Raw genomic sequence first — 24,661 nt, forward strand, 5'->3', positions numbered from 1 at the left:
GACCCGGCAATCGCGGCGGCGCGCGCCGCCGTCGGTCCGGTGCCGCCGCCCCCTTCCCCGCGCCCCGCGGGCCGATGGTGACGCGGACGACCGCAAACCGGCCGGCGGGCCGGTGACCGCGACGGCGGCACCGGCACCGGACGCCCCCCTTTCGCCGTCCCCGCGCGCCGCGATGCGCGTGCGGGTCGCGGTGCTGATCCTTGCGGCGGCGACGCTGCTGCTCTTCTGGCCCGGCTATGCGCTGTACGACAGCGTCCAGCAGTTCGAACAGGTCCGCAGCGGGCAATTCGACGACTGGCACCCGCCCGCGATGGCGCGGCTGTGGCAGGCGCTGCACGCCGCCACGGGCGCCGCCGGGGCGCCGATGTTCGCGCTCCAGTTGCTGCTTTACTGGCTGGGAATCGGGCTGATCGCCGATGCGCTGGCGGCGCGCGGGCGGGGCCGTGCGGCGGCGGCGATGCTGGCGATCGGCGCGTGTCCGGTGCTCCTGGGCTGGCAGGTGGCGATCCTGAAGGACGCGCAGATGCTGGGCGCGCTGATCGCCGCGACAGGCATCGTCGCGGCGCACCGGCTGCGCGGACGCGCGATGGGCGCGGCGACGATCACGGGCGTCGCGATGCTGATCGGCTATGCCGCGCTGGTGCGGAGCAATGCGGCCTTTGCGGTCGCGCCGCTGGTCGTGATGCTGGCAGCCGTGCCGGGGCGGCCGCGCGCACGCGCCGCCCGACACATCGTGGTCACGGGCGCGATGGCGGCGGGCGCAATGCTGGCGCTGACCGGGCTGATGCTGGCGCTGCAGCCGATCATCAACCACCGGCTGCTCGGCGCACGGGCGAGCGACGTGGCGGCGACGCTGCCGCTCTATGACCGCGCCGGGATCGCGCATTTCGGCGGCACCGACGCGCTGCCCCCCGGCATCGCGCCGCGCGTGGCGGCGATGCGATGCTACAAGCCGCTGTTCTGGGATCCGCTGGGCGACGAGACGCGGTGCGGCGCGATGCTGGCGCCGTTGATGCACGCCCCCACGGCCGCGCGCACCCGCGCCTGGGTGGCGGCGATCGTCGCGCATCCGCTGGCCTATGCCCGCCATCGCGCCGCGCACCTGAACGCGACCGAACGCTGGTGGGTCGCGGCGAACTGGCCCTTTGCCGAGCCGCCGCAGGGCAACGAGCCCAACCGGATCGGGCTGGCCGATCCGGGCCGCAGCGCGCGCGCGACGCAGGCGGCAGGGGCATGGGTGGTGCGGTCGCCGCTCGGCTGGCCGATCGCCTATCTGGTGCTCGCGCTGGCGCTGGCACCGGCGGCGTGGCGCGGACGGGGCGAGGCCGACGGCGCGCTCGCGCTGGCGCTGATCGCGTCGGCACTGGGGCTCGAGGCGAGCTTTGCGCTGGTCAGCATCGCGTCGGACCTGCGCTATCACCTGTGGCCGATGCTGGCGACCGCGATCGCCGCAGTGCTGCTGTGGCGCGGACGCGTGCCGGTGCCGCGCGCGGGGCTGATCGCGCTGATGCTGGTGATCGCGGTGGGCACCGCCGCGCGGGCGACGCTTCCCGCGATGCCGCACGATTATGCCGCGCTGATCGAGTGAGGCGCGCCGCCGCGATGCGGCGGGCAGGAATATGAAAAAGCCCGCCAACGCATTGCGCTGGCGGGCTTTTTAAAATGGTGGGCGCGGCAAGGATTGAACTTGCGACCCCTGCGATGTCAACACAGTGCTCTACCACTGAGCTACGCGCCCCCGGGGAGCGCCGCCTTTAGCCGGGGGTGGCGGACGGCGCAATACCCAATTTCAGAAAAAATCAGTTGAGGCCGATATTCTCCGATTCGAACAGCCGATCGACCTCGAGCACGAGGTCGCGCAGGTGGAACGGCTTGGACAGCACGCGTGCGTTCGGCATCTGCTTGCCGGCCTTGAGCGTGACCGCGGCAAAGCCGGTGATGAACATGACGCGCATGTCGGGCACCATCTCGCTCGCGCGTTGCGCCAGCTCGATCCCGTCCATTTCGGGCATCACGATATCGGTGAGCAGCAGGTCGAAGCGTTCGGTTTCGAGCAGCGGAATCGCCGCCGTTCCGCAATCGACGGCGCGGACGGCATAGCCCGAGCGTTCAAGGGCGCGCGCGAGATACTCCCGCATCAGGCGGTCGTCCTCGGCGAGCAGAATTCGGATCATCACAACCCCGGACCAATGTTGGGCGATTTCCATATGCGGGAAGGCTTAAAGATTTTCCAGCCAGTTGGTTTCCGGAAGGCGGCGGGGAATGCCCCAGCTTGGCATGCCCCGCGCCCTGCCCTAGCATCGCGGACGTGAGCGCGACGCCCGCCTTTGCCCGATACGGGCCAGCCCAGCCCGAAAGTCCCGTCGTGCTGTCGGTCCCGCATGCAGGACGCGATTATCCGCCCGAGCTGGCGGCGGCGGCGCGCGTGCCGATGGCGGCGCTGCAGGTGCTGGAGGACCGCCATGCCGATGCGCTGGCGCTGGCCGCGCACCGGGCGGGGGGCGCACGCGAGACGATGCTGGTGGCGACGCGCGCGCGGGCATGGATCGACCTGAATCGCGGCGAGGCCGACCGCGACCCCAAGCTGGAGGACGGACTGCGCGCCGGCGGGGCGCCGCTGTCGGCCAAGGTGCGCAGCGGGCTGGGGCTGGTGCCGCGACGCGCGGGGAGCGCGGGCGAACTGTGGCGCGGCAAGCTGCCGGCGGGCGCGGTCGAGGCGCGGATCGCGACCGACCACCGCCCCTATCACGCGGCGGTCGCCCAGGCGCTGGCGGCGGCGCAGGCGCGGTTCGGCGTGGCGGTGCTGATCGACATCCATTCGATGCCGCCGCTGGGCACCGGCGAGGGCGCGGCGCGCGTGGTGATCGGCGACCGGTTCGCGCGGGCGAGCGCCCCGCCCTTTCCGGCGGCGATCGAGCGCGTGCTGCTGGCGCACCGCGTCCGCTTTGCGGTCAACATCCCCTATTCGGGCGGGCATGTGCTTGAGCGGCATGGCGCACCGGCGCGCGGCATTCATGCGATCCAGATCGAATTCGACCGCCGACTGTATCTGGACGACGCGCTCGACGCGCCGGGCGCGGGCATGGTCGCGACCGCGCGGCTGTTGCGCGCGATGATCGACGCCGTCGCCGACGAGGCGCTGGCGATGCCGCTGGCGGCCGAATAGCCCCCGCTGCGGCAGCGTGCCGCACATGCGAAACGCGCATAAAAAACCACCTCGTGCACGGGGCACGAGGTGGCCAAGGTTCAGGGAGGAGACACGCCCGCAGGCGTGCCGCACGACCTCGCGAAAGGGGGGAACACGAAGCCGTACATTCGAAATATAGGCGGCTCGTCGGCGACTTCAACCCCGGTCCGGACAAGTCCGGATCCGGGGCCGGAAGCGCTTTCAGCCCTGTGCGCGGCGCGCGGGCATCATCCGCAGCATCAGCCGGTCGCGCAGGATCCACTGATGCCGCAGCGCGGCGGCGATGTGGAGCAAGACGAGCGCCGCCATGGCATAGCCGATGACCTCGTGCGCCTCGTGCGCGCCGCCGGACAGCGCGGGCGTGCTGGGCAGCAGCGGCATGTCGAACAGGCCGAACATGCTGACCGGGCGCGGGCGTTCGGGGTTGGACGACATCATCCAGCCCGAAAACGGCACCGCCACCATCAACAGGTAGAGGACGGCGTGCGTCGCGCGCGCGACGCCGATTTCGAGCTTCGACATCGTCGCCGGCCAGGCGGGCGGCGCGTTGACCAGCCGCCAGACGATCCGGACGACCGTGAGCGCGAGCACGATGATGCCCAGCGTCTTGTGGAGCGGGATCACCGCCCAGTCCTTCGGCAGCCCGTCGTGCAGGATGCCGGTGGCGAGGTTGAAGATGATGAGCGCAGCGATCGTCCAGTGAAGGGCGATTGCCACCTCCGAATAACGATCGCTGCGCGTCGTCATGATATTCAGGCCTCCGTTACGAGTTGGGGCTGCGGACCCTTGCCGGCCCGCGCCTGGCGCGCGAAGATGTCGCGCATCAGCGCCAGCGAGAACAGATGGGCATAGATGAGCGGGAGCATGCCGTTCTGGACGATCTTGCGAAGCTGGTCGCCGCGCAGTTCGTTGAGCTTGTTCTCGTCGACCATCTGGAAGCCGCGATAGATGAAGGGCTGCGGGGCGCCGTCGGGCTGGATCGAAACCTCACCCTCCATCAGCAGGCCGAGATCCTTCAGTTCCTTCATGAACATGCCGGTGCGGGCGCCGGCCTGCTCGAACTGCTCGTTGAACTGGAGGATGTTCTTGGTGATCTCGCTGGGCTGGCCCTCGTCGAACAGCTTGTCGCCCTCTTCGAACGCGCCGACCGCATCCGAGGTGGGATCGAAGCAGAGCGACAGCTCGTCGCTGTCCGGGCGCAGGCGCGCGAGCAGGAACGGATAACGGCGGACATAGGCCGGCACGTAGAAATTCTGTTCGAGCAGCGTGCCTTCGTCGTCGAAGAAGGTGTTCACGCCCTCGTTGAGACCGGCGAGCGCGAGCGGCACCGGATCCTCGCCCGCCGAGAAGACGATCGGCATGAAGCGCTGAACCAGCGGGAACTCCTCGACGGTGATCGGGATCGCGTGCTGGCCGACCAGGAACGGCGCCTTGTCGCGCGAACGCACGCGGAACTCTGCGTGCACCTGGCTCGAAAGCGGTTCGAGCTGATTGTAAAAAATCGGAAGCGACTGCTGCGGCGCGGTGGCCATTTCTATCTCCTGAGGAGGGCTTGAAGGAACTGAAGGAACAAAACTGGCGCGGGTCTATGGTGTCGCTCGCCCGGGCGCAAGCGCAAGCAGCTTTCCCGGATTGAGAATTGCATAAGGATCGAGCGCCGCCTTGATCGAACGCATGGCGGCGAGCCGCGCGGGCGGCAACACGCGCGCCAGCTCGTCGCGCTTCATCTGGCCGATGCCGTGCTCGGCCGAGATCGTTCCCGCCGCGGCGACGACGAGATCGTGGACGGCACGCGTGATCGCGCGCGCATCTCCCGCCAGCCAGGCATCGCGCGCCACCCCGGCGGGCGCACGGACATGGAAATGGACATTGCCGTCGCCGAGATGGCCATAGGCGATCGCCCGCGTGCCCGGAAAGCGCGCCTCGATCGCGGCGGCGGCATCGACAAGGAAGCGCGGCATGTCGGCAACGGGCACCGCGATGTCGTGCTGCACCGCCGGGCCGGCAGCCCGCTCCGCCTCGGACACCGAATGGCGGATGCGCCAGAACGCCTCGGCCTGCGCCTCGCTGACCGCGACGACGCCGTCGCCGAGCGTGGCGTCGGCGATCGCGGGCGCGAGCAGCCGCGCGAGCAGGTCGGCAGGCGGCTCGGCGGCGGGATCGGTCGCGACCGATTCGATCAGCACATGCCACGGCCAGGCGCCGGCAAGCGGCGCGCGCGTGCCAGGGATATGGGCGAGCACATCGCGCAGCGCGATGTCGGGCAGGATCTCGAAACTCTCGATCGTCGGCGTCTGGGTTTCGAGCGCGCGCAGCAGCGCGAGCGCGCGCGCCGGGCTGTCCACCCCCACCCACGCGACGCCGCGCGCGACCGCCGCGGGAACGAGCCGCAGCGCCGCCGCAGTGACGACGCCGAGCGTCCCCTCGGCACCGATCAGCAACTGGTCGAGGCTGTAGCCGCGATTGTCCTTGCGCAGCGCGGCGAGCCCGTCATGGATCGACCCGTCGGGCAGCACCGCCTCGACCCCGGCGACCAGGCTGCGCATCGTGCCGAAGCGCAGCACCTGCACCCCGCCCGCATTGGTCGAAACGAGCCCGCCGATCGTCGCCGAACCCCGCGCGCCCAGATCGAGCGGGAAGCGGCGGCCGATCGCATGCGCCGCCGCATGCAGCGTGTGGAGCACCACCCCCGCCTCCGCGACGGCGAGATCGGCGTCGATCCGGCGCAGCCGGTCGAGCCGGCGCAGCGACAGCAGCAGCGCCGACCCGTCCCCCGGCGGGACCGCACCGCCGACCATCCCGGTATTGCCCCCCTGCGGCACCAGTGGCACGCGCAACCCGGCGGCGAGCCCCACGATCGCGGCGACCGCCTCGGTCGAATCGGGGGCGAGCATGGCCGGCGTGTCGCCGTGGAAGCGGCGGCGCCAGTCGATCAGCCAGGGTTCGATTTCGGCCGGATCGGTCACCACCGACCGCGGGCCGAAACGGTCGCGGATCGTCTCGACGAGCTGGCGTTGCGCGGGAGTCATGCCCGCCGGGCTAGCACGTGGCGAACGGTTCATCCATCGTTCAACCGACGGGATTATGAAGACGAACTGACATGGTGAACCCCTCCCTTGCCGGATCCAGCCTGTTGCTGCTGATCGCGGTGCCCTCGCCGGCGCCGGTCAGCTGGGAATCGGCCGTGGCAGGGCTGCAGCAGCAGCGGATCACGATCCATGTGCCGCGAATGACCGTGACGACGACGACCTTTGTCGTGCGCACCGAACAGAATGCGGCCACGGTGATCGAGAAGCGCGCATCGGATTGCGTCAAGATGGACCGGCTGGCGGGCTTTACCCTGAACCGCAACGACAGCGTCGACCTGTTGCTGAAGGACGGCGGCGTGCTGCGCGCGCATCTGGCATCGGACTGCCCGGCGCTGGGCTTTTACAGCGGCTTCTATATCAAGGCGACGTCCGATTCCCGGTTCTGCGCGCGCCGCGACGCGTTGCGGACGCGTTCAGGCCGGCAATGCGCCGTCCAGTCGTTCGCAACGCTGAAAATCAAGCGCTGACCCCCCGGAATCGGGGCCAAACCGCATCTTGACTTGACATCCTGAGGCAAATCCGCAAGCGCAAATGCGCTTTGCGGCGTGACCTTCCACGCCCGACATCCGGAAAACCGCATGAGCTTTGCCGATCTCGGCCTTTCTGACGAACTTCTGCGCGCGGTAGGCGATCTGGGCTATACCGAGCCGACGCCGATCCAGCGCCAGGCCATCCCGTCCGTGCTGATGGGCAAGGACCTGATCGGCGTGGCGCAGACCGGGACGGGCAAGACCGCCGCCTTTGTGCTGCCGATGATCGACGTGCTGGGCGAAGGGCGCACCCGCGCGTTGATGCCGCGATCGCTGATCCTGGAGCCGACGCGCGAACTGGCCGCGCAGGTCGCCGAGAATTTCGAGCAGTACGGCACCTATCACAAGCTGTCGATGGCGCTGCTGATCGGCGGCGTGCAGATGGGCGACCAGATCAAGGCGCTGGAAAAGGGCGTCGACGTGCTGATCGCGACGCCGGGCCGGCTGATGGACCTGTTCCAGCGCGGCAAGATCCTGCTGACCGGGTGCAGCCTGCTGGTGATCGACGAGGCCGACCGGATGCTCGACATGGGGTTCATCCCCGATATCGAGGAAATCTGCACCAAGCTGCCCAAGAACCGCCAGACGCTGCTGTTCTCGGCGACGATGCCGCCGCCGATCAAGAAGCTGGCCGACAAGTTCCTCAACGATCCCAAGACGATCGAGGTCGCGCGCCCGGCGACGACCAACATCAACATCACCCAGCGCATCGTCGAGGTCCGTGCCGACCGCAAGCGCGAGGTGCTGCGCGCCCTGCTCGAGCAGGACGATGTGCGCACCGCGATCATCTTCTGCAACCGCAAGACGACGGTGCGCGAGCTCAACAAGAGCCTGAAGCGCTATGGCTTCCGTTCGGCCGAAATCCATGGCGACATGGACCAGCCGGCGCGCCTTGCCGAGCTCGAGCGGTTCAAGACGGGTGACGTCAACATCCTGGTCGCGTCCGACGTCGCGGCGCGCGGGCTGGACATCAAGGGCGTGAGCCACGTCTATAATTTCGACGCGCCCTGGCATCCCGACGATTATGTCCACCGGATCGGCCGCACCGGCCGCGGCGGCGCGACGGGCATCGCCTACACGCTGGTGACCGCCGACGATGCCGAGAACCTGTCCGAGATCGAGAAGCTGACCGGGCAGAAGATCGAGCGCGTCGCCAACCCGCTGTCCGGCGCTGCACCCACGGCCGAGGAAATGGCCGACGCCGGGGCGAAGCCTGCGCGCGGCAAGGGCCGCAAGGCCAAGCCCGCCGCCAAGGCGGAAAAGGCGGAAAAGGCCGACAAGACCGAGAAGCCCGCAAAGGCGGAACGCGCGGAGAAGCCCGCCCGCGGACGCAAGGCAGCGGCAGCGCCGGCCGAGGCGGAAGCGGCGGCGCCCGAACCGCGGGCGGCCAAGCCCGCCCGTTCGCGCAAGCCCGAACGCAGCGGCGATACCGAGCGCCCGGCGACTGCTGCCCCCGCGCAGCCGGCAGCGGCGGCCAGGGCGCCCGCGCCGGCCCCTGCACCGGCCGAAACCGGCGAGCAGGGCTGGAACGGGCCGGTGCCCGACTTCCTCAAATACACGATCGCGCTGTGACGCGCCGGGGGGCTGCCCCGGCGACGCCAGCAGCTCCCGCAACCGGCACCCCCGGGCCCATGCCTCCGGCGGCCGACAGCGCGACGCCCGCGATGCCGGCCTCGCCGTGCGACGGCACCTGCACCATCGACGACAGCACCGGCTGGTGCCGCGGATGCGCGCGAACGATCGACGAGATCGTTCGCTGGGGCGCGTCCAGCGCCGCCGAACGCGCTGCGGTGCTGGCGGTGCTGCCCGCACGCCGGGCAGCGCGCGCCCGCGCGGGCTGAGCCGCCCGCCCGGCACGCGCGCGATCGGGTCAGGCGGGCTCGCTGGGCATCAGGGCGTCGTCGCGCGCGGCGGCGCGCTGAAAGGCCGGGCGCGACTCGACCCGGTCACGATAGGCGACGAACGCATCGAGCGCCGGCATCGTGCCGAAGCGCGTCCCCCACCCCACCTGCGCCCCGACATAGACGTCGGCCGCGGTGAAACGGTCGCCCGCGATGAAGGGATGGGCCGAAACCGCCGCAGCCAGCACCTCAATCGTGCGATCATAGCTGCCATAGCCGAACATGCGCGCCTGACGCTCGTCGGGGTCGAAGCGAGCGTGATGGTTGGTCACCGCCTGTTCGACCGGGCCAGCGGCAAAGAACAGCCAGCGATAATAGTCGGCGCGCTCGTCAGGCCGCGGGGCGAGCCCGGCCTCCGGGAACGCCTCGGCAAGATAGGCGCAGATCGCCGCACATTCGGTGACGACGCGCCCGTCATGGACGATCGCGGGCACCTTTCCCATCGGATTGACCGCGCAATAATCGGCGTCGTGCATCGTCGCGTAATCGATGATCGTCTCGCCATAGGCGCAGCCGACCTCTTCGAGCATCCAGCGCGCGATACGCCCGCGCGACATGGGGTTGGTATAAAGCATCACGGCATCAGACACGGCGAATCTCCCTCGGCCGTTTTCGTGAACATATAGGGAACATTTTCATCGCACCGCGTCAAGCGCGCGGGTCGAGATGGCGATGGAGAAAGGCGATCGACCGCGCCCAGGCCAGGTCGGCTGCGGCGGCATTGTAGCGATCGGCGGCGGTGTCGTTGTTGAAGGCATGATCGACGCCGGGATAGTCGTGCGCCTCGACGCTCCGCCCCGCCGCACGCAGCGCGGCGACCCAGGGCGCACCGGTGGCGTTGACGCGCGCATCCTGCCCGGCGAAGTGGAGCAGCAACGGCGCGCGGACGCGCCCCGCCTCGGCCGGGTCGGGTGCCGGGCCGTAATAGACCACGCCGGCGTCGAGCCGCTCGCCCGCCGCGACCGCCAGGCGGTTGACCGTGGCGCCGCCCCAGCAGAAGCCGATCGCGCCGACACGGCCGTCGCCGCCGGACCAGCCGCGCACCGCCGTCATCGCGGCGAGCAGCATCGTCATCACCGTCGCCGGATCGGCCCGCGCGATCATGTCGCGCGCGCGATCCTCGTCGGCGGGCGTGCCGCCCCAGGGCGAGAGCAGGTCGGGCGCAAGGACGAGGAACCCCGCCAGCGCAAGGCGCCGCGCGACATCCTCGATATGGCCGTTGAGCCCGCGATTTTCATGGATGACGATCACGGCACCCCGCTTGCCGCCCGGCGTTGCGGGAACGACGCGATAGCCGTGCAGCGCGGGAAACCGCGCGACCGGCAATTCGATGCGGCTGGCGACGATCGCGCGATCGTCGGGTGCGACGCGCTGGGCCGCCGCGGGCGAGGCGGCGATACCCGCGATCAGCGCCTCGGCCGCTGCCGCCGAGCCGGCGAGCGCGATCATGTCGCGCAACATTCGCCGCCGGTCGAGATGTTCGTGGGTGAATGCATCATAGATCGCGATCGCGCGTGCGCGGATATCGGTCATGCCCGGCTCCCCTGCCTGCCGCGGCCCGGCTGCATGCGGGCCGTCGGCGCCGATCATGCCATGTCGCGCACCGCGCCGGAATCGAAAAAGGGCCGCCGGCACGGTCGCCGGCAGCCCCCTTTTTCGTCGTCGACCCCGCGCCCGAAGCGCGCGGGCGCGCGATCAGGCCTTGCGGAACGGGTCCGCGAACAGCGAGGCCGCGTCGGGCTCGTCATCGAGCGGCACGCCGCGCACCTGGGCCTCGCGCTCGGCACGAAGCTGTTCGATCAGCGCCTCGCGATCGCCTTCGAGCCGGACGTCGGTGGGCGCCTCGATCCCCGCCGCCTTCGCCGCCTTGGCGACGAGCGCGTCGAGTTCGCGCTGCGAGCACAGGCCCAGCGTCACCGGATCCTTGGGGACGATGTTGGCGATGTTCCAATGGCTGCGGTCGCGGATCGCGGCGATCGTCGTGCGCGTGGTGCCGATCAGCTTGCCGATCGCGCCGTCCGAAATCTCCGGATGGTGGCGCAGGATCCAGGCGATGCCGTCGGGCTTGTCCTGACGCTTGGACACCGGCGTATAGCGCGGCCCCTTGGTGCGTCGCACCTGCTCCGGACCCTTCTGGATCTTCAGGCGGTATTCGGGGTCCTTCTGGCCCCGTTCGATCTCGTCCATCGTCAGTTCGTGGGCGCGCACCGGATCCCGGCCGGTGAGCTTGGTTCCCGCAGTATCGTCGGCGATCGCCTGGACCTCCAGGATATGCAGCCCGCAAAAGTCGGCGATCTGGGCGAACGAGAGCGACGTATTGTCGACCAGCCAGGAAGCGGTCGCGTGCGGCATCAACGGCTGGGCCACGATCTCAGTCTCCAGAAACAACAAGGGCCGCCCTTCACGGGCGGCCATTCCTGCCCGCAGACTTAGTGCGGCTTTCGAAAGAGGGCAAGGGCAAGGCTGACGCGCGGTCGATGCAGCGACACGGTTCAGGCCGCGACATCGGCATCGTGGAGCGGGACGAGCGCGCCCAGGAACTGCGCGGCGCTCGCCTCCCAGGTGAAGCTGCGGCCATATTCGGCACAGGCGGCGCGATTGCAACCGAGCGCGCCGGCGATCGCGACGTCGAGATCGTCGTCCATCACCCCCACGCCGGGGCGCAGCACGTCGACCGGCCCGGTGACGGGATAGGCGGCGACGGGCACGCCGCAGGCAAGCGCCTCGATCATCACCAGCCCGAACGTGTCGGTGCGGCTGGGAAAGACGAACACGTCGGCAGCGGCATAGGCCGAGGCCAGTTCCGGACCGAACATCGGGCCGAGAAAGCGCGCCTCCGGAAAGCGCGCCTCGAGCGCGGCGCGCGCCGGGCCGTCGCCGACGACAACCTTGGTCCCCGGATGCGAGCAGCGCAGGAACGCCTCGAGATTCTTCTCGACCGCGACGCGCCCGACATAGAGCTGGACCGGCCCGGCCAGCCCCGCCATCGCCGGATGCGGCGCAAGCCCAGGGCGGAAATGCGCGAGGTCGACGCCGCGGCCCCAGTGGCGCACCTGCGGCAGCCCGTGATCGACGAGCGAACGCCGGATCGATTCGGTCGATGCGAGGATCGCGCGCGAAGGCGCGTGGAACCAGCGGATATAGTGCCAGATCCATTCGGCGGGCACGCCCGACCGCGCCGAGACATAGTCGGGAAACTGGGTGTGATAGGCGGTGGTGAACGGCCGCCCCTGGCGCAGGCACCAGCGCCGCGCGGCGACGCACAGCGGCCCCTCGGTCGCCAGGTGGATGGCATTGGGACGGAAGCGGTCGAGGATTCCGCCGACCGTGGCCGTGGTGGTGATCGCCAGCCGGATTTCGGGATAGGTCGGGCATGGCAGCGACGTGAACCGATCGGGCGAGACGACCAGCACCGAATGCCCCTGTGCCTCGAGCACGCGCCGCACCGACTGGAGCGTGCGCACGACGCCGTTGACCTGGGGCTCCCAGGCGTCGGTGACGATCGCGATCCGCAAGTCCTCGCCCTCCTCAGGCTCGATCACGCCGCCGCCAGTCTGACCCCTGCGGCGCCATCCTCGCGCGCCGCGATCTCTTCGGCCCAATGGAGGATCTCCATAGTTCCGTCGAAATGCTCCACCAGCGCGGTGCAGCCTTCGACCCAGTCGCCGTCGTTATAATAGGCAACGTCGCCGATCGCACGCATTTCCGCCTTGTGGATATGACCCGCCACGACACCGTCGATGCCGCGCATCGCGGCTTCGTGCGCCACGATTTCCTCGAAGCGCGAAATAAAGGCGACGGCGTTCTTCACCTTCTGCTTCGCATATTTGCTGAGCGACCAGTAAGGCAGGTTGAACGCCCGCCGCGCGGCGTTGACCCACCGGTTGAGCGTCATCATCATTTCGTAGGCGGCGTCGCCCAGATGCGCGAGCCAGCGGTGCGACATGGTGATCGCGTCGAACTCGTCGCCGTGGAGCACCAGCAGCCGGCGTCCGTCGGCGGTGGTGTGGACCACCTGCCGCCGGATATGGACGCCGCCGAAGTTGAGCCCGGTGAACTGGCGGAACATCTCGTCATGGTTGCCGGGGATGTAGACGATCTCGGTGCCGCGCCGCGCCCGCTTGAGGATCCGCCAGACGATGTCGTTGTGCGCGGCGGGCCAGTAGAAGCGCTTCCGCATCGCCCAGCCGTCGATGATGTCGCCCACCAGGTACATCTTTTCGGAATCGACGTGATCGAGGAAGTCGATGAGCATGTCGGCATTGCATCCGCGCGTGCCGAGATGGACGTCCGAAATCCAGATCGTGCGATATTGGCGGCGGCCGCCGATCACGCGCTCGGGAATCGAAGGCGGCGGCAACTGAAGCTCGGGATTCGCCGCTGCGTCGAAAGGAAGCCGGGTGATGTTGACCATGGAGCGCTGCCCGCATTCGCCGTTGCTGGCGCGCCTTATGGCAATCTATTGTTACAACTCGCCGCACGCGCGATGACGGTTGCGGGACGGCGACCAGACAGCCGCCCTTCGGGATTGCCACGATTGCGTAACGCTGTTCCCCTGAGTTTGCGCCCTCTCCCCGTGCGCTAAAGTCATCAATCCCACTGCAAGGGAGGGCATAGCGATGCACAAGACCATTGCCGATTTCCATGCCGAACACCGCCAGATCGTTGCGCTGGCGAACCGGCTGATGGCCATGATCGACCCGCTGAACCCGCCCGATCGCGACGCGTTGAGCGCCGCGCGCTGGGACATCGTCGTCGCGCTCGACGCGCATCTGGCGGGCGAGGAAACGGTGGTCCAGCACGAACTCGGGCACAGCGAGGACCATATCGTCACCACGATGGCACGCCGCTATTCGAGCGAGTTGCTCGACCTGCGGCTGTCGCTGGCGATGCACCGCGGCACCTGGACGCCCGAAAGCGTGCCGACCGACTGGGACGGCTATCGCGCCGCCGTGCACGAACAGCTCGCGATCGTGGTCAAGCGGATCGCGTGGGAGGAACGCGTCATCTTTCCGCTGATCGAGCGCGCACGCGCCGCCCGCGGGATGGCGCCCGCCGCCTGATCGCCCCCCAACGGCCCCTTTGCCCCCTTCCCCGTCCTATAAGGGGAAGGGGAGAGAGACCGACGTGCCATTGCGTTACATCTACGACGAACATCGCGAGATCATCCGCCGTATCGAACATCTGGCGCAGCTTGCCGCCACCGACCCGCTGCCGCTCGACGAGCTGCTGAGCGAGCGGCACGCGCTTGCGCAGTTCACCAACGACCACCTCACCCGCGAGGCCGACCGCGTCCTCGAACCGATGCGCGCGAGCAACGATCCCGAGCACAAGGCGATCGTGCGCCATTACATCGAGGACATGATGTCGGTGCGCCAGGCGAGCAGCGGCCATTACCGGCGCTGGACCGCCGCCTCGCTGCGCAAGGACCCAATCGGCTATCGCGCCGACCTGCGCCGCATGGAGGCGGTCGTGCGCGAACGCCATCACTGGGAGGAAACGGTGTTCCTGCCGATCGCCGCGCGCTTTGCCCCGGCGGCACCGGCGGGCCGCGGCTGACGCCGCCCCCGCACGACCGGCCTCAACCCGCGACGATCAGCCCCCGGCGACCTCGAGCACGATCTTGCCGACATGCTCGCCCGCTTCCATCCGCGCATGCGCCTCGGCCGCGCGGGCAAGCGGAAACACGGTGTCGATCACCGGCTTGATCCGCCCCGCCTCGACATGCGGCCAGACGGCGCGCGCGAGTTCGTCGGCGACCAGCGCCTTGAACGCGGTGTCGCGCCCGCGCAGCGTCGATCCGGTGAGCGTCAGCCGCCGGCGCATCACGTGCCAGATCGGAATCGTCGCCTCGGCCCCGCGCTGGACCGCGATCGAGACGTGCCGGCCGTCATCGGCCAGGCAGCGCAGGTTGCGCGCGACATAGTCACCGCCGACCATGTCGAGCACCAGGTCGACGCCGCGCCCGCCGGTGATTTCCTGCACCGCCGCGACGAAATCCTGCGCCTTGTAGTCGATCGCGTGATCGGCACCCGCCGCCAGCGCCGCGGCGCATTTTTCGGGCGAACCCGCCGTAACGATGATCGTCAGCCCGAACACGCGGGCGAGCGCGATCGCCATCATGCCGATGCCGCTGGTGCCGCCATGGACGAGCAGCGTCTCGCCCTCCTGCGCGTAACCGCGTTCGAACACGTTGGTCCACACGGTGAACAGCGTTTCGGGGATCGCCGCGGCCTCGACGAGCGTCAGCGAATCGGGAACGTGAAGGCAGGTGCCGTGATGCGCGACGACATATTCGGCATAGCCGCCGCCTGCGACGAGCGCGCAGACGCGCTGGCCGACCAGCGCCTCGGGCAATCCCTCGCCCACCGCGGCGATCGTGCCCGCGACTTCGAGGCCGAGGATGGTCGGCGCGCCCGGCGGCGGCGGATAAAGGCCGCGGCGCTGCATCACGTCGGGGCGATTGACCCCCGCGGCGGCGACGCGGATCAGCACCTCGTCACGACCGGGCAACGGCACCGGGCGGGCGACGGGCACCAGCACTTCCGGACCGCCCGCTCCGTCCGGATCGATGGCGAGCATGGTTTCGGGAAGGCTCATTCGGCTCGTCGCTTTCACCCTGTTGGCAGATCGGCGGCCTTATTGACATCCGGGGTGCCAGGGTCAACGTTCTCTGTCGAGATGGAACCAGACGAGTCCCTTCCCCGTCGCAAGAACGACCTCGTGGCCGAACTGGGCCGCCAGGACCTCGACCCCTTTTCGGTCGACGAGCTCAACGCGCGCATCGCCGCGCTCGAACTCGAAATTGCACGCACCAAAAGCAAAATTGATCGCGCGATCAGTCACCGCGCCAGCGCGGATGCTCTATTTAAGAGATGAGGGGTCGTGCACCGGATCGGCCGCCTCGGGCGACTTTTCCGCGATGTTCGGTCGCTGTTCTTGATGCGGGGCACGCCCCACCCGAAATAGGGGATCACGGGCCCGGTTGTTCGCCGGGCCTCCTGGAGTAGTAACCTGATGCCTAGTTTCGCCTCCGCCCTCGAATCGACCCTGCACAAGGCGCTGGAAGCCGCTTCCTCCCGCCGCCATGAGTATGCGACGCTCGAGCACCTTCTGCTGGCGCTGATCGATGACGAGCACGCCTCGAAGGTGATGAGCGCCTGCGGCGTGGATCTGGGCGAACTCAAGACCACCGTCGCGCACTATCTCGACACCGAGCTCGATGCGCTGAAGGTCGAACAGCCGACCGACCCCTCGCCCACCAGCGGGTTCCAGCGCGTCGTCCAGCGCGCGATCCTGCACGTCCAGTCTTCGGGCCGCGACGAGGTGACCGGCGCCAACGTGCTCGTCGCGCTGTTCAGCGAGCGCGAGAGCTATGCCGTCTATTTCCTGCAGCAGCAGGACATGAGCCGGCTCGACGCGGTCAGCTATATCAGCCACGGCGTCGGCAAGAACAGCGCACCGACCGAGGCCGCGCCGCCCAAGGGTGCCGAGGAGGAGAAGTCGGCCAAGGCCGAGACCAAGAACGGCAAGGCCGAAAGTGCGCTCAAGCAGTTCACCGTCGACCTCAACGAGAAGGCGAAGAACGGCAAGGTCGATCCGCTGATCGGCCGGTCGTCCGAAGTCGACCGTACCGTCCAGATCCTGTGCCGGCGCAGCAAGAACAACCCGCTCTATGTGGGCGATCCCGGCGTCGGCAAGACCGCGATCGCCGAAGGGCTCGCGCGCAAGATCATCGAGGGCGACGTGCCCGAGGTGCTGAAGGACGCGGTGATCTATTCGCTCGACATGGGCGCGCTGCTCGCCGGCACGCGCTATCGCGGCGATTTCGAGGAACGGCTGAAGCAGGTCGTTTCCGAACTCGAGAAGATGCCGCACGCGATCCTGTTCATCGACGAGATTCACACCGTGATCGGGGCCGGCGCGACCAGCGGCGGCGCGATGGACGCGTCGAACCTGCTCAAGCCCGCGCTGTCGGGCGGGACGATCCGCTGCATCGGCTCGACCACCTACAAGGAATTCCGCAACCACTTCGAAAAGGACCGCGCGCTGCTCCGCCGCTTCCAGAAGATCGACGTCAACGAGCCGTCGGTCGAGGATACGGTGAAGATCCTGGCCGGCCTGCGCTCGGCGTTCGAGCAGCACCATTCGGTGAAGTACACGCCCGACGCGATCAAGTCGGCGGTCGAGCTGTCGGCGCGCTACATCAACGACCGCAAGCTGCCGGACAAGGCGATCGACGTGATCGACGAAGTCGGCGCGATGCAGATGCTGGTGGCGCCGTCCAAGCGCAAGAAGGTCATCACGCCCAAGGAGATCGAGCAGGTCATCGCGACCATGGCGCGCATCCCGCCGAAGACCGTCTCGTCGGACGACACCCGCGTGCTCGCGAATATCGAGCAGGATCTGAAGCGCGTCGTGTTCGGCCAGGACAAGGCGATCGAGGTGCTCAGCTCGGCGATCAAGCTGAGCCGTGCGGGCCTGCGCGATCCGGACAAGCCGATCGGCAACTATCTGTTCTCGGGTCCGACCGGCGTCGGCAAGACCGAGGTGGCGAAGCAGTTGGCCGAACTGCTCGGCATCCCGCTCCAGCGCTTCGACATGTCCGAGTACATGGAACGCCACTCGGTCAGCCGGCTGATCGGTGCCCCTCCGGGCTATGTCGGCTATGACCAGGGCGGCCTGCTCACCGACGCGGTCGACCAGAACCCGCATTCGGTGCTGCTGCTCGACGAGATCGAGAAGGCGCATCCGGACCTGTTCAATATCCTGCTGCAGGTGATGGACAACGGCAAGCTGACCGACCACCACGGCAAGACCGTCGACTTCCGCAACACCATCCTCATCATGACCACCAATGCCGGTGCGTCGGACATGGCGAAGGAAAGCGTCGGTTTCGGCAATATCAGCCGCGAGGACGTGCAGGAGGAAGCGGTGAAGAACCTCTTCACCCCCGAATTCCGCAACCGCCTCGATGCGATCGTGCCGTTCGGCTATCTGCCGCCGGAAGTCGTGGCGCGCGTCGTCGACAAGTTCATCCTCCAGCTCGAGCTGCAGCTCGCCGACCGCGGCGTGCACATCAAGCTCGACGAGGCGGCGAAGAACTGGCTGACCGAACGCGGCTATGACAAGCTCTATGGCGCCCGTCCGATGGGCCGGTTGATCCAGGAGAAGATCAAGCAGCCGCTCGCCGAGGAACTGCTGTTCGGCAAGCTCATCCATGGCGGCGAAGTGACCGTGAAGCTGCGCGACAACGCGCTGGCGTTCGAGATCACCCCCGCCGCGCCCAAGAAGCCGCGCAAGCGCGGCAGCAAGGCCGAGGCGATCGACGCCGGATAAGACGTTCCCCCGCCCTGATGGCGAGGCAGCGTAACAGCAAACCGCACGGGCCCGGAGGCGACTCCGGGCCCGTCGCGTTTCGCGACCGGCCCCGCGATGTCGTTGCAGGTGCGCAACCAAATCGCTTTCTTTACCGCTTGTTTGCCCCCGCCCTTTAGGCGTTTCGGCCATGCGCGGCGTCTGGCTATTCCGGCTCATCCTGTTTTGGTTCACCCTGGCCGTGGCGGCCCAGGCTCCGGCGCACGCCCAGTCGGGGATCGCCGGCACACCGCTCGGCGTATGCGTGTTGCGCGACACGGGGCAGACCCCCGACACGCTCATCCGCCATCCCGAACGCTTCGACTGCACGACGCCGCAGCATCGTTTCGGCACCGGCGACTATTGGGTCATCAGTCGCGACATCGGCCGGACGGCGAGCGAGGCCGATCCGCTGGCACTGCGGTTCGGCAGCCTGTGGCAGGAGGGGCTGACGGTGCGCGCGCTGACCGGCGACGGTCGCGTCCACACGCTGTTCGGCAGCGATTCGCGCGGGATCACCCCGCTGATCCAGCCGGGCGCGCTCGCCGAGCTGACGCTGCCGATCGGCCCCGCACCGACGGTGCGCGTGCTGTGGCATATTCGCGGCGCGGCCAATGTGCGCGGCATCCTGGTCGGTGCGCGGGTACTCGGCGAGGCGGAAAGCGCGCACGCCAACCTGATGATGATGACGCTCTATGCCGGGTCCGCGGGGCTGTGCATCGCGCTGATCGTCTACAGCTTCGCGCTGTGGTGCGCGATGCGCCACCCGTTCCAGCTTCATTACTGCGCGCTGCTGGGGCTGCTGCTCGCCTATATCCTGTCATCGTCGGGCGCGGTCGCCTGGCTGTGGCCGATGATGCCGAACAACGACCGGCTGCGGCTCAATTATCTTTTCCTCGCAGGCGTCGGCGGCACCGGGGCGCTGTTCATCCGCAGCTTCTTCGAAGATCGCGTCTTTCCGCGCTGGCTCGACCGGACGATGCTGTACATGGCGATGGCGGCGCCGACGGCGGGGCTGGCCGTCGCGCTGTTCGGGTCGCTCAACCTGCGCTGGGCCGACCTGCTCTATTCGATGGCGTTCATCGGGCTGCTGGCGACCGTGTTGCCCACGCTGTGGCATGCCTGGACGCGGCGTTCGCATTTCCTGTGGCTGTTCGCGCTGGCGTGGAGCGCACCGCTGGCGTTCGCGGCGGTGCGCATCGTCGCCAATCTGCACGGCATCGGCTGGGCGTTCTGGATCGACAATTCGACGGTGCTGTCGGGCGTGTTCGAAGCGCTGACCTCGGCGCTCGCGGTCGCCTATCGCATCAAGGTGCTGCGCGACGAACGCGACGACGCGATCGCGAGCGAGGTGATGGCGCGCCGGCTGGCCGACACCGATCCGCTCACCGGGCTGCTCAACCGCCGCGCGTTCCTGCGCCACGCGATCGGGCGCACCGGCGAGCAGCGACTGCTGATCGCCGATCTCGACCATTTCAAGCAGGTCAACGAAACGCTGGGCCATGACGGCGGCGACGAGGTGCTGCGCACCTTTTCGCGGCTGCTGCGCACCTGCGCGCCGCTCGAGGCGCTGGTCGCGCGCATGGGGGGCGAGGAATTCGCGATCCTCGTCGCCGCCGACAGCAGTTTCGAGGCGGAGGACATCCTTGCCCGGCTGCGCGCGACGCGGATGCCGTTCGACATGATGGTGACCGCCAGCGTCGGCGTATGCAACGGCCCGCTGGCGAACGAGGTCGACTGGAAACAACTGTATCGCGGCGCCGACGCCGCGCTGTTCGAGGCGAAGGCCGCCGGGCGCGACCGGGCGCGGACGGCGACGCGACACGCTGCCTGAACCGTCGCCCGAACCACGCCCCGCCCATGCGATTCGCTTGCCCCGATTCGCCATCGGGCGTATCGTGCGCGGCGGAGGAGAGGATATGCAGGGCCGTCGACGCAGGACCATATTGGCTGGCCTCGCGCTGCTGCTCGTCGCGGCGGTGATCGCCGGTCCGCCCCACGCCGAAATCCGGATTACGGTACGTCATGGCGACGTTGCCGGCCCCCAGGTCGATGCCGCCATCGACCTGGGCATGGTTGCGGTGTCGCTGCTCGTCACGGGGGCCAGACGCCTCGCCTATTGACGCCTTCGCCGGGCTGCTTACACCTGTGTCAATGATTGACCCTGAGCATATTTGGCGCACAGCGTATCGACATCCGGGCAATTGGGATGAGGATTTCACCCCCACCTCGATGGTCGATCTTCTGGAGGCGAGCGCGAAGGCCAACCCGGCCGCGCCGTTCCTCGATTTCATGGGCCGGAAATACGATTATGCGGAGGTGCTCGACGGCGCCAACCGCGTCGCCGCCGGCCTTGCCCGCATGGGCTATGGCAAGGGAGACCGGATCGGGCTGTTCCTGCCCAACGTCCCCCATTATGTCGCGGCCTATTACGGCATCCTGAAACTGGGCGCGACGGTGGTGAACTTCTCGCCGCTGTACAGCGTCGACGAACTGGCGGCGCAGGTCGCCGATTCGGGCACCCGGCTGCTCTTCACCGTGTCGGCCACGGCGTTGCTGCCCACCGCGATCAAGGTGCTCGAGCGCAGCGGCCTCGAACGGCTCGTCGTCGGATCGGTCGCGGGGGCGCTGCCCGCCGCCAAGTCGATCGCCTATCGCCTGTTCCGCCGCAACGAAGTCGCGCCGCGCCCCGACGATGCGCGCATCACCGCCTTTTCCAGGCTGATCGCCAATGACGGCCGCTTCCCCGTTCCCACGATCGATCCCGAAAACGACCTTGCGCTGATCCAGTATACCGGCGGCACCACCGGCACGCCCAAGGGCGCCATGCTGACGCACCAGAACCTGTCGGCCAATGCCCGGCAGGTCGCGCGGCTCGACCCCGACATGGGCCACACGGTCGACCGTATCCTGGGCGTGCTGCCCTTCTTCCACGTCTTTGCGAATACCTGCGTCCTCAACCGCACCGTCGTCACCGGCGGCGAGATCGTGATGCTGCCGCGCTTCAACGCCGCCCAGACGATCGAGGCGATGCGCCGCACCCGCCCGCGCGCGCTGCCCGGCGTGCCGACGATGTACCAGGCACTGCTCGACGTGCCGGGGATGAAGGCCGCCGACTTTTCCAGCCTGCGCTTCTGCATCTCGGGCGGCGCGCCGCTGCCCGAACAGCTCAAGCAAGCGTTCGAGCGCATCACCGGCGCGACGGTGATCGAGGGCTATGGCCTGTCCGAAACCTCGGGCGTGGTCTCCGCCAATCCCTATGTCGGGCTCAACAAGTCGGGCACGATCGGCCAGCCGATCGCGGCGACGAGCGTGCGGCTGGTCGACAAGGAAGACCCCACCCGCCCGCCGCCGCCGGGCGAACCGGGCGAGATCGTCGTTTCGGGGCCGCAGATCATGCGCGGCTACTGGAACCGCCCCGATGCCGATGCCGGCGTGTTCGTCGACGGCCGCTGGCTGCGCACGGGCGATGTCGGCGAGATCGACGAGGACGGCTATATCCGCATCGTCGACCGGCTGAAGGACATGATCGCCGTCGGCGGGTTCAAGGTGTTCCCCAGCCACATCGAATCGGTGCTCTATTCGCACCCGGCGGTGAAGGAAGCGCTCGTGATCGGCCTTCCCGACGCCTATCATGGCGAGCTGCCGCACGCCTATGTCACGCTCAACGAGGGCTCGCATGTCGAGGGGCCGGAGCTGTGCATGTGGCTCAACAGCCGCGTCGGCAAGCATGAGCGCGTGACCGAACTGGTCGTGCGCGATGCGCTGCCCAAGACGATGATCGGCAAGCTGAGCCGCAAGGACCTGATCAACGAGGTCAAGGCAGAGAAGGAAGCCCGCGCGGCGTCCTGATCCACGCCGGTCGCAATGCCGGGGGGAGCGCGTCGGCAGCGGCGCGCTCCCCCTTTTTCGTTGCGGTTCAGTCGCCCGCGCGCGGCCCCGTGACGCCCGCCTTGTCGGCGTACATCACCGATTTGAGGTTCATGAACTCGTGCAGCCCCCAGGGGCCGAGTTCGCGGCCATGGCCCGAAAGCTTGATGCCGCCGAACGGCGCCTCCGGCGTCGAGGCGAGCAGGCTGTTGACCGCCATCATCCCCGATTCGATGTCGCGGGCAAAACGCGCGACCTCGGCGCTGTCGGCGGTCCACACGCTCGCCCCCAGGCCATAGGGGACGTCGTTCGCCAGCGCGATCGCGGCATCGATATCGGCGGCGCGATAGACCGCGGCCACCGGGCCGAAAATCTCCTCGCGCGCGACGTCGAGCGTGGGATCGAGGTCGACGAGCACGCCCGGCGTCATCCACGCCCCCGGCCGGTCGATCTTCTCGCCGCCGACGAGCAGCCGGCCGCCGGCGGCCTTGGCGCGCATCACCTGGTCGAGCACGGCGTCGCGCTGCGCGACGCTCGACAGCGGGCCCATCCCCGTCGCCGCGTCCATCGGGTCGCCGATCTTCACCGCGGCCATGCCGGCGACGAAGCGTTCGAGGAACGCGTCATAGATGTCGGCATGGACGATCATCCGCTTGCCGCAGATACAGCTCTGGCCGGCATTCTGGACGCGCGCGGTCACTGCCGTCTTCACCGCCCGGTCCAGATCGGCCGAAGGCATGACGATGAACGGATCCGAACCGCCGAGTTCGAGCACGACTTTCTTGAGCGCCTGCCCCGCCGCCTGCGCGACCTTGGCGCCCGCCCCCTCGCTGCCGGTCAGCGTGACCGCGACGACACGGCGGTCGGCGATGATCGCGGCGACCTGGTCCGACTTGATCGGCAGGTTCTGGAACAGCCCGGCGGGCGCGCCCGCGGCCGTCGTCAGCTCCTCGATCAGCGCGGCGCAGCCCTGCACGCTCGACGCGTGCTTGAGCAGGCCGACATTGCCCGCAAGGATCGTCGGCGCCAGAAAGCGCACGACCTGCCAGTACGGGAAGTTCCACGGCATCACCGCCAGCACCGGCCCGATCGGCAGCCAGTGCGCGACGGCATGGCCGCTCGCGGTCGCGATCTCCACCGGCGCCAGATGCCGCGCGCCCTCACGCGCATAATAGCGCCAGCCGGCAATGCACTTTTCCACCTCGCCGATCGCGCCGGTGATCGTCTTGCCCATTTCGCGCACCGCGGTCTCGGCAAGGCGGCGCTTGTTGGCCTCCCACTGGTCGGCGATCGCGTCGAGCAGCGCGGTCCGCCGTTCGATCGGCGACGTGCGCCACTGCCGATAGCCCGTGGTCGCGGCGTCGAGCGCGCGTTCGATGGCGTCGGCGTCGAAGGCGGCGAACGATTCGCCCGACTCGCCGGTGGCGGGATTGATGCTGGTGAACATGCAGAAAGACTCCTTTCGCCCGGGCTTCCAACCGATTGCGGCGACGACGGTTGCAAAGCGAACCTCGCCTGCCGCATAGCAGCAGCCATGGCAGAGGAAGCGGATATCGCCGCGCTGTCCTTCGAGGAAGCGCTTCGCGAACTGGAACGGATCGTTGGTCGACTGGAGAGCGGCGAGGCCGAGCTCAAGGAGGCGATCGAGCTTTACGAACGCGGCGACCGGCTGCGCCGGCAATGCGCCGCGCGGCTCGACGAGGCACAGGCACGGATCGAGGCGATCCGCACCGACGCGGAGGGGCGGCCGACCGCGGCCGTTCCCTTCAACGCCGGCTGAACCGATGGCCGCCACCGTGCCCGATGCCAGCCTGACGCTCCGATCGGCGCTCCAGCAGGTCTCCGAAGAGATCGACCGCCAGTTCGACCGCCTGCTCGCGGTTCCCGGCGATCCGCGCGCCGCGCTCTACCGCGCGATGCGCCACGCCGCGATCGGCGGCGGCAAGCGGCTGCGCCCGCTGCTCGTCTTTGCCACCGCGCAGCTCTTCGGCGTCGACCGCGGCTGCGCGGCGCGCGTCGCGACCGCGCTCGAGTGCATCCATGTCTATTCGCTGGTGCATGACGACCTGCCCGCGATGGACGACGACGACATCCGCCGCGGCAAGCCGACCGTGCACAAGGCGTTCGACGAGGCGACGGCGATCCTGGCCGGCGACTGCCTGCACGCGCTCGCGTTCGAGATTCTCGCCGACGAGGCGACGCATCCCGACCCGTTCGTGCGCGTCGAGCTGATCGGCGCGCTGGCCCATGCCTCCGGCCCCGCGGGCATGGCCGGCGGGCAGATGATGGACCTCGAGGCCGAACGGTCGAGCTTCGACCTTGCCACCGTCACCCGGCTTCAGGCGCTCAAGACCGGCGCACTCATCAGCTGCGCGGTCGAATCGGGCGCAATCCTGGGCCGTGTCGCGCCTGAAGGGCGCACGGGCCTGCGCGGCTATGCGCGCGATATCGGGCTCGCCTTCCAGATCGCCGACGACATCCTCGATGCCGAAGGCGACGAGGCGCTGGCGGGCAAGAAGCTCCGCAAGGACGGCGCGCGCGGCAAGGAAACCTTCCTGACGCTGCTCGGCCTCGAACGCGCACGCGACCAGGCGCGGCTGCTCGTCGATCAGGCGGTCGCGCACCTCCACCCCTATGGCGCCGAGGCCGAGCTGTTGCGCGACATCGCGCGCTTCGTGCTCGAACGCGATCGCTGACGCCCCACCCCATCCTGCCTCCCCCAGGCGC

The 24,661-nt window shown here is 68.7% G+C and carries 25 protein-coding genes and 1 tRNA gene; 14 read left to right on the forward strand and 12 right to left on the reverse strand.

Features of this window, described 5'->3' with window-relative positions:
* Positions 1–172: 172 nt before the first annotated feature.
* On the forward strand, positions 173–1,588 hold the full coding sequence (locus ACT3CF_RS13770) for a hypothetical protein (RefSeq protein ID WP_478423675.1): 1,416 nt from the start codon (positions 173–175) through the stop codon (positions 1,586–1,588).
* 75 nt (positions 1,589–1,663) lie between these two features.
* On the opposite strand, the gene ACT3CF_RS13775 is transcribed toward ACT3CF_RS13770, so the two are convergent.
* Both ACT3CF_RS13775 and cpdR read right to left on the reverse strand, forming a co-directional pair.
* A tRNA-Val gene (locus tag ACT3CF_RS13775) sits at positions 1,664–1,738 on the reverse strand.
* Between the two features lie 61 nt (positions 1,739–1,799).
* On the reverse strand, positions 1,800–2,174 hold the full coding sequence (gene cpdR / locus ACT3CF_RS13780; RefSeq protein WP_478423677.1) for a cell cycle two-component system response regulator CpdR: 375 nt from the start codon (positions 2,172–2,174) through the stop codon (positions 1,800–1,802).
* Positions 2,175–2,299: 125 nt separating this feature from the next.
* Here cpdR and ACT3CF_RS13785 point away from each other — a divergent pair, with 125 nt between their 5' ends.
* A complete protein-coding gene (locus ACT3CF_RS13785) occupies positions 2,300–3,166 on the forward strand; it encodes an N-formylglutamate amidohydrolase (protein WP_478424124.1) in 867 nt (288 codons plus the stop codon).
* 222 nt (positions 3,167–3,388) lie between these two features.
* Here ACT3CF_RS13785 and ACT3CF_RS13790 read toward each other — a convergent pair whose 3' ends face one another.
* Genes ACT3CF_RS13790 through ACT3CF_RS13800 form a run of 3 tightly spaced genes read right to left on the reverse strand, consistent with a single transcriptional unit; the run spans position 3,389 to position 6,249 of the window.
* On the reverse strand, positions 3,389–3,934 hold the full coding sequence (locus ACT3CF_RS13790; protein WP_478423679.1) for a cytochrome b: 546 nt from the start codon (positions 3,932–3,934) through the stop codon (positions 3,389–3,391).
* Between the two features lie 5 nt (positions 3,935–3,939).
* Positions 3,940–4,719 (reverse strand): SapC family protein, encoded by a 780-nt coding sequence (locus ACT3CF_RS13795; RefSeq protein ID WP_478423680.1) that lies wholly within the window; start codon positions 4,717–4,719, stop codon positions 3,940–3,942.
* Positions 4,720–4,773: 54 nt separating this feature from the next.
* Positions 4,774–6,249, reverse strand: coding sequence for an FAD-binding oxidoreductase (locus tag ACT3CF_RS13800; protein ID WP_478423682.1), 1,476 nt, complete (start codon positions 6,247–6,249; stop codon positions 4,774–4,776).
* A 38-nt stretch (positions 6,250–6,287) separates the two neighbouring features.
* On the opposite strand from ACT3CF_RS13800, the gene ACT3CF_RS13805 reads away from it, so the two are divergent.
* The 3 genes from ACT3CF_RS13805 (at position 6,288) to ACT3CF_RS13815 (ending at position 8,647) form a co-directional block, all read left to right on the forward strand.
* Positions 6,288–6,743: a hypothetical protein gene (locus tag ACT3CF_RS13805; RefSeq protein WP_478423683.1), complete on the forward strand. Its 456-nt coding sequence runs from the start codon at positions 6,288–6,290 to the stop codon at positions 6,741–6,743.
* Positions 6,744–6,854: 111 nt separating this feature from the next.
* Entirely contained in the window at positions 6,855–8,378 is a 1,524-nt protein-coding gene (locus ACT3CF_RS13810; protein WP_478423685.1) for a DEAD/DEAH box helicase, read from the forward strand.
* A 92-nt stretch (positions 8,379–8,470) separates the two neighbouring features.
* Positions 8,471–8,647: a DUF1289 domain-containing protein gene (locus ACT3CF_RS13815; RefSeq protein WP_478423687.1), complete on the forward strand. Its 177-nt coding sequence runs from the start codon at positions 8,471–8,473 to the stop codon at positions 8,645–8,647.
* A 29-nt stretch (positions 8,648–8,676) separates the two neighbouring features.
* On the opposite strand, the gene ACT3CF_RS13820 is transcribed toward ACT3CF_RS13815, so the two are convergent.
* From ACT3CF_RS13820 to ACT3CF_RS13840, 5 genes are all read right to left on the reverse strand, one after another.
* Positions 8,677–9,297 carry a glutathione S-transferase family protein gene (locus ACT3CF_RS13820; RefSeq protein ID WP_478423689.1) on the reverse strand — a complete coding sequence of 207 codons (621 nt, stop codon included), beginning with the start codon at positions 9,295–9,297 and terminating at the stop codon, positions 8,677–8,679.
* 58 nt (positions 9,298–9,355) lie between these two features.
* Positions 9,356–10,240 carry a dienelactone hydrolase family protein gene (locus ACT3CF_RS13825; protein WP_478423691.1) on the reverse strand — a complete coding sequence of 295 codons (885 nt, stop codon included), beginning with the start codon at positions 10,238–10,240 and terminating at the stop codon, positions 9,356–9,358.
* A gap of 162 nt (positions 10,241–10,402) precedes the next feature.
* Positions 10,403–11,059 carry a DUF1013 domain-containing protein gene (locus ACT3CF_RS13830; RefSeq protein WP_478424125.1) on the reverse strand — a complete coding sequence of 219 codons (657 nt, stop codon included), beginning with the start codon at positions 11,057–11,059 and terminating at the stop codon, positions 10,403–10,405.
* A gap of 140 nt (positions 11,060–11,199) precedes the next feature.
* A complete protein-coding gene (locus ACT3CF_RS13835; protein WP_478424127.1) occupies positions 11,200–12,222 on the reverse strand; it encodes a glycosyltransferase family 4 protein in 1,023 nt (340 codons plus the stop codon).
* Between the two features lie 23 nt (positions 12,223–12,245).
* Positions 12,246–13,121 (reverse strand): UDP-2,3-diacylglucosamine diphosphatase, encoded by an 876-nt coding sequence (locus tag ACT3CF_RS13840; RefSeq protein WP_478423692.1) that lies wholly within the window; start codon positions 13,119–13,121, stop codon positions 12,246–12,248.
* 205 nt (positions 13,122–13,326) lie between these two features.
* On the opposite strand from ACT3CF_RS13840, the gene ACT3CF_RS13845 reads away from it, so the two are divergent.
* Positions 13,327–13,770, forward strand: a complete 444-nt coding sequence (locus ACT3CF_RS13845; RefSeq protein WP_478423694.1) for a hemerythrin domain-containing protein — start codon at positions 13,327–13,329, stop codon at positions 13,768–13,770.
* A gap of 64 nt (positions 13,771–13,834) precedes the next feature.
* Positions 13,835–14,266 (forward strand): hypothetical protein, encoded by a 432-nt coding sequence (locus ACT3CF_RS13850; RefSeq protein ID WP_478423696.1) that lies wholly within the window; start codon positions 13,835–13,837, stop codon positions 14,264–14,266.
* Between the two features lie 36 nt (positions 14,267–14,302).
* On the opposite strand, the gene ACT3CF_RS13855 is transcribed toward ACT3CF_RS13850, so the two are convergent.
* Positions 14,303–15,307 carry an NAD(P)H-quinone oxidoreductase gene (locus ACT3CF_RS13855; protein WP_478423698.1) on the reverse strand — a complete coding sequence of 335 codons (1,005 nt, stop codon included), beginning with the start codon at positions 15,305–15,307 and terminating at the stop codon, positions 14,303–14,305.
* An 81-nt stretch (positions 15,308–15,388) separates the two neighbouring features.
* Here ACT3CF_RS13855 and ACT3CF_RS13860 point away from each other — a divergent pair, with 81 nt between their 5' ends.
* The 5 genes from ACT3CF_RS13860 to ACT3CF_RS13880 all read left to right on the forward strand — a co-directional run bounded on the left by ACT3CF_RS13860 (position 15,389) and on the right by ACT3CF_RS13880 (position 21,916).
* Positions 15,389–15,586 carry a DUF1192 domain-containing protein gene (locus ACT3CF_RS13860; protein ID WP_478423700.1) on the forward strand — a complete coding sequence of 66 codons (198 nt, stop codon included), beginning with the start codon at positions 15,389–15,391 and terminating at the stop codon, positions 15,584–15,586.
* 138 nt (positions 15,587–15,724) lie between these two features.
* A complete protein-coding gene (gene clpA / locus ACT3CF_RS13865; protein WP_478423702.1) occupies positions 15,725–18,046 on the forward strand; it encodes an ATP-dependent Clp protease ATP-binding subunit ClpA in 2,322 nt (773 codons plus the stop codon).
* A 169-nt stretch (positions 18,047–18,215) separates the two neighbouring features.
* The gene (locus tag ACT3CF_RS13870) at positions 18,216–19,898 is read left to right on the forward strand and encodes a GGDEF domain-containing protein (protein WP_478423704.1); all 1,683 of its coding nucleotides are present in this window, start codon (positions 18,216–18,218) and stop codon (positions 19,896–19,898) included.
* A gap of 112 nt (positions 19,899–20,010) precedes the next feature.
* Complete coding sequence (locus ACT3CF_RS13875) at positions 20,011–20,187, forward strand: hypothetical protein (protein WP_478423705.1); 177 nt, start codon at positions 20,011–20,013, stop codon at positions 20,185–20,187.
* Between the two features lie 31 nt (positions 20,188–20,218).
* On the forward strand, positions 20,219–21,916 hold the full coding sequence (locus tag ACT3CF_RS13880; protein ID WP_478423707.1) for an AMP-binding protein: 1,698 nt from the start codon (positions 20,219–20,221) through the stop codon (positions 21,914–21,916).
* Between the two features lie 67 nt (positions 21,917–21,983).
* Here the strand turns inward: ACT3CF_RS13880 and ACT3CF_RS13885 are convergent, their stop codons facing one another.
* Positions 21,984–23,381 carry an NAD-dependent succinate-semialdehyde dehydrogenase gene (locus ACT3CF_RS13885; protein WP_478423708.1) on the reverse strand — a complete coding sequence of 466 codons (1,398 nt, stop codon included), beginning with the start codon at positions 23,379–23,381 and terminating at the stop codon, positions 21,984–21,986.
* Between the two features lie 87 nt (positions 23,382–23,468).
* Between ACT3CF_RS13885 and ACT3CF_RS13890 the strand changes: the two genes are divergently transcribed.
* Together ACT3CF_RS13890 and ACT3CF_RS13895 are read left to right on the forward strand one after the other, a co-directional pair.
* Entirely contained in the window at positions 23,469–23,714 is a 246-nt protein-coding gene (locus tag ACT3CF_RS13890; RefSeq protein ID WP_478423709.1) for an exodeoxyribonuclease VII small subunit, read from the forward strand.
* A gap of 4 nt (positions 23,715–23,718) precedes the next feature.
* A complete protein-coding gene (locus ACT3CF_RS13895; protein WP_478423711.1) occupies positions 23,719–24,630 on the forward strand; it encodes a polyprenyl synthetase family protein in 912 nt (303 codons plus the stop codon).
* Positions 24,631–24,661: the final 31 nt, after the last annotated feature.

Source organism: Sphingomonas chlorellae (assembly GCF_056485145.1).

Excerpts from the sequence above, each read along its gene's own strand:
- ACT3CF_RS13770 (WP_478423675.1), top strand. The coding sequence starts at position 173 with ATGCGCGTGCGGGTCGCGGTGCTGATCCTTGCGGCGGCGACGCTGCTG.
- cpdR (WP_478423677.1), bottom strand. The coding sequence starts at position 2,174 with ATGATCCGAATTCTGCTCGCCGAGGACGACCGCCTGATGCGGGAGTAT.
- ACT3CF_RS13790 (WP_478423679.1), bottom strand. The coding sequence starts at position 3,934 with ATGACGACGCGCAGCGATCGTTATTCGGAGGTGGCAATCGCCCTTCAC.
- ACT3CF_RS13795 (WP_478423680.1), bottom strand. The coding sequence starts at position 4,719 with ATGGCCACCGCGCCGCAGCAGTCGCTTCCGATTTTTTACAATCAGCTC.
- ACT3CF_RS13800 (WP_478423682.1), bottom strand. The coding sequence starts at position 6,249 with ATGAACCGTTCGCCACGTGCTAGCCCGGCGGGCATGACTCCCGCGCAA.
- ACT3CF_RS13805 (WP_478423683.1), top strand. The coding sequence starts at position 6,288 with ATGGTGAACCCCTCCCTTGCCGGATCCAGCCTGTTGCTGCTGATCGCG.
- ACT3CF_RS13810 (WP_478423685.1), top strand. The coding sequence starts at position 6,855 with ATGAGCTTTGCCGATCTCGGCCTTTCTGACGAACTTCTGCGCGCGGTA.
- ACT3CF_RS13815 (WP_478423687.1), top strand. The coding sequence starts at position 8,471 with ATGCCGGCCTCGCCGTGCGACGGCACCTGCACCATCGACGACAGCACC.
- ACT3CF_RS13825 (WP_478423691.1), bottom strand. The coding sequence starts at position 10,240 with ATGACCGATATCCGCGCACGCGCGATCGCGATCTATGATGCATTCACC.
- ACT3CF_RS13830 (WP_478424125.1), bottom strand. The coding sequence starts at position 11,059 with ATGCCGCACGCGACCGCTTCCTGGCTGGTCGACAATACGTCGCTCTCG.
- ACT3CF_RS13840 (WP_478423692.1), bottom strand. The coding sequence starts at position 13,121 with ATGGTCAACATCACCCGGCTTCCTTTCGACGCAGCGGCGAATCCCGAG.
- ACT3CF_RS13845 (WP_478423694.1), top strand. The coding sequence starts at position 13,327 with ATGCACAAGACCATTGCCGATTTCCATGCCGAACACCGCCAGATCGTT.
- ACT3CF_RS13855 (WP_478423698.1), bottom strand. The coding sequence starts at position 15,307 with ATGAGCCTTCCCGAAACCATGCTCGCCATCGATCCGGACGGAGCGGGC.
- ACT3CF_RS13860 (WP_478423700.1), top strand. The coding sequence starts at position 15,389 with ATGGAACCAGACGAGTCCCTTCCCCGTCGCAAGAACGACCTCGTGGCC.
- clpA (WP_478423702.1), top strand. The coding sequence starts at position 15,725 with ATGCCTAGTTTCGCCTCCGCCCTCGAATCGACCCTGCACAAGGCGCTG.
- ACT3CF_RS13870 (WP_478423704.1), top strand. The coding sequence starts at position 18,216 with ATGCGCGGCGTCTGGCTATTCCGGCTCATCCTGTTTTGGTTCACCCTG.
- ACT3CF_RS13880 (WP_478423707.1), top strand. The coding sequence starts at position 20,219 with ATGATTGACCCTGAGCATATTTGGCGCACAGCGTATCGACATCCGGGC.
- ACT3CF_RS13885 (WP_478423708.1), bottom strand. The coding sequence starts at position 23,381 with ATGTTCACCAGCATCAATCCCGCCACCGGCGAGTCGGGCGAATCGTTC.
- ACT3CF_RS13890 (WP_478423709.1), top strand. The coding sequence starts at position 23,469 with ATGGCAGAGGAAGCGGATATCGCCGCGCTGTCCTTCGAGGAAGCGCTT.
- ACT3CF_RS13895 (WP_478423711.1), top strand. The coding sequence starts at position 23,719 with ATGGCCGCCACCGTGCCCGATGCCAGCCTGACGCTCCGATCGGCGCTC.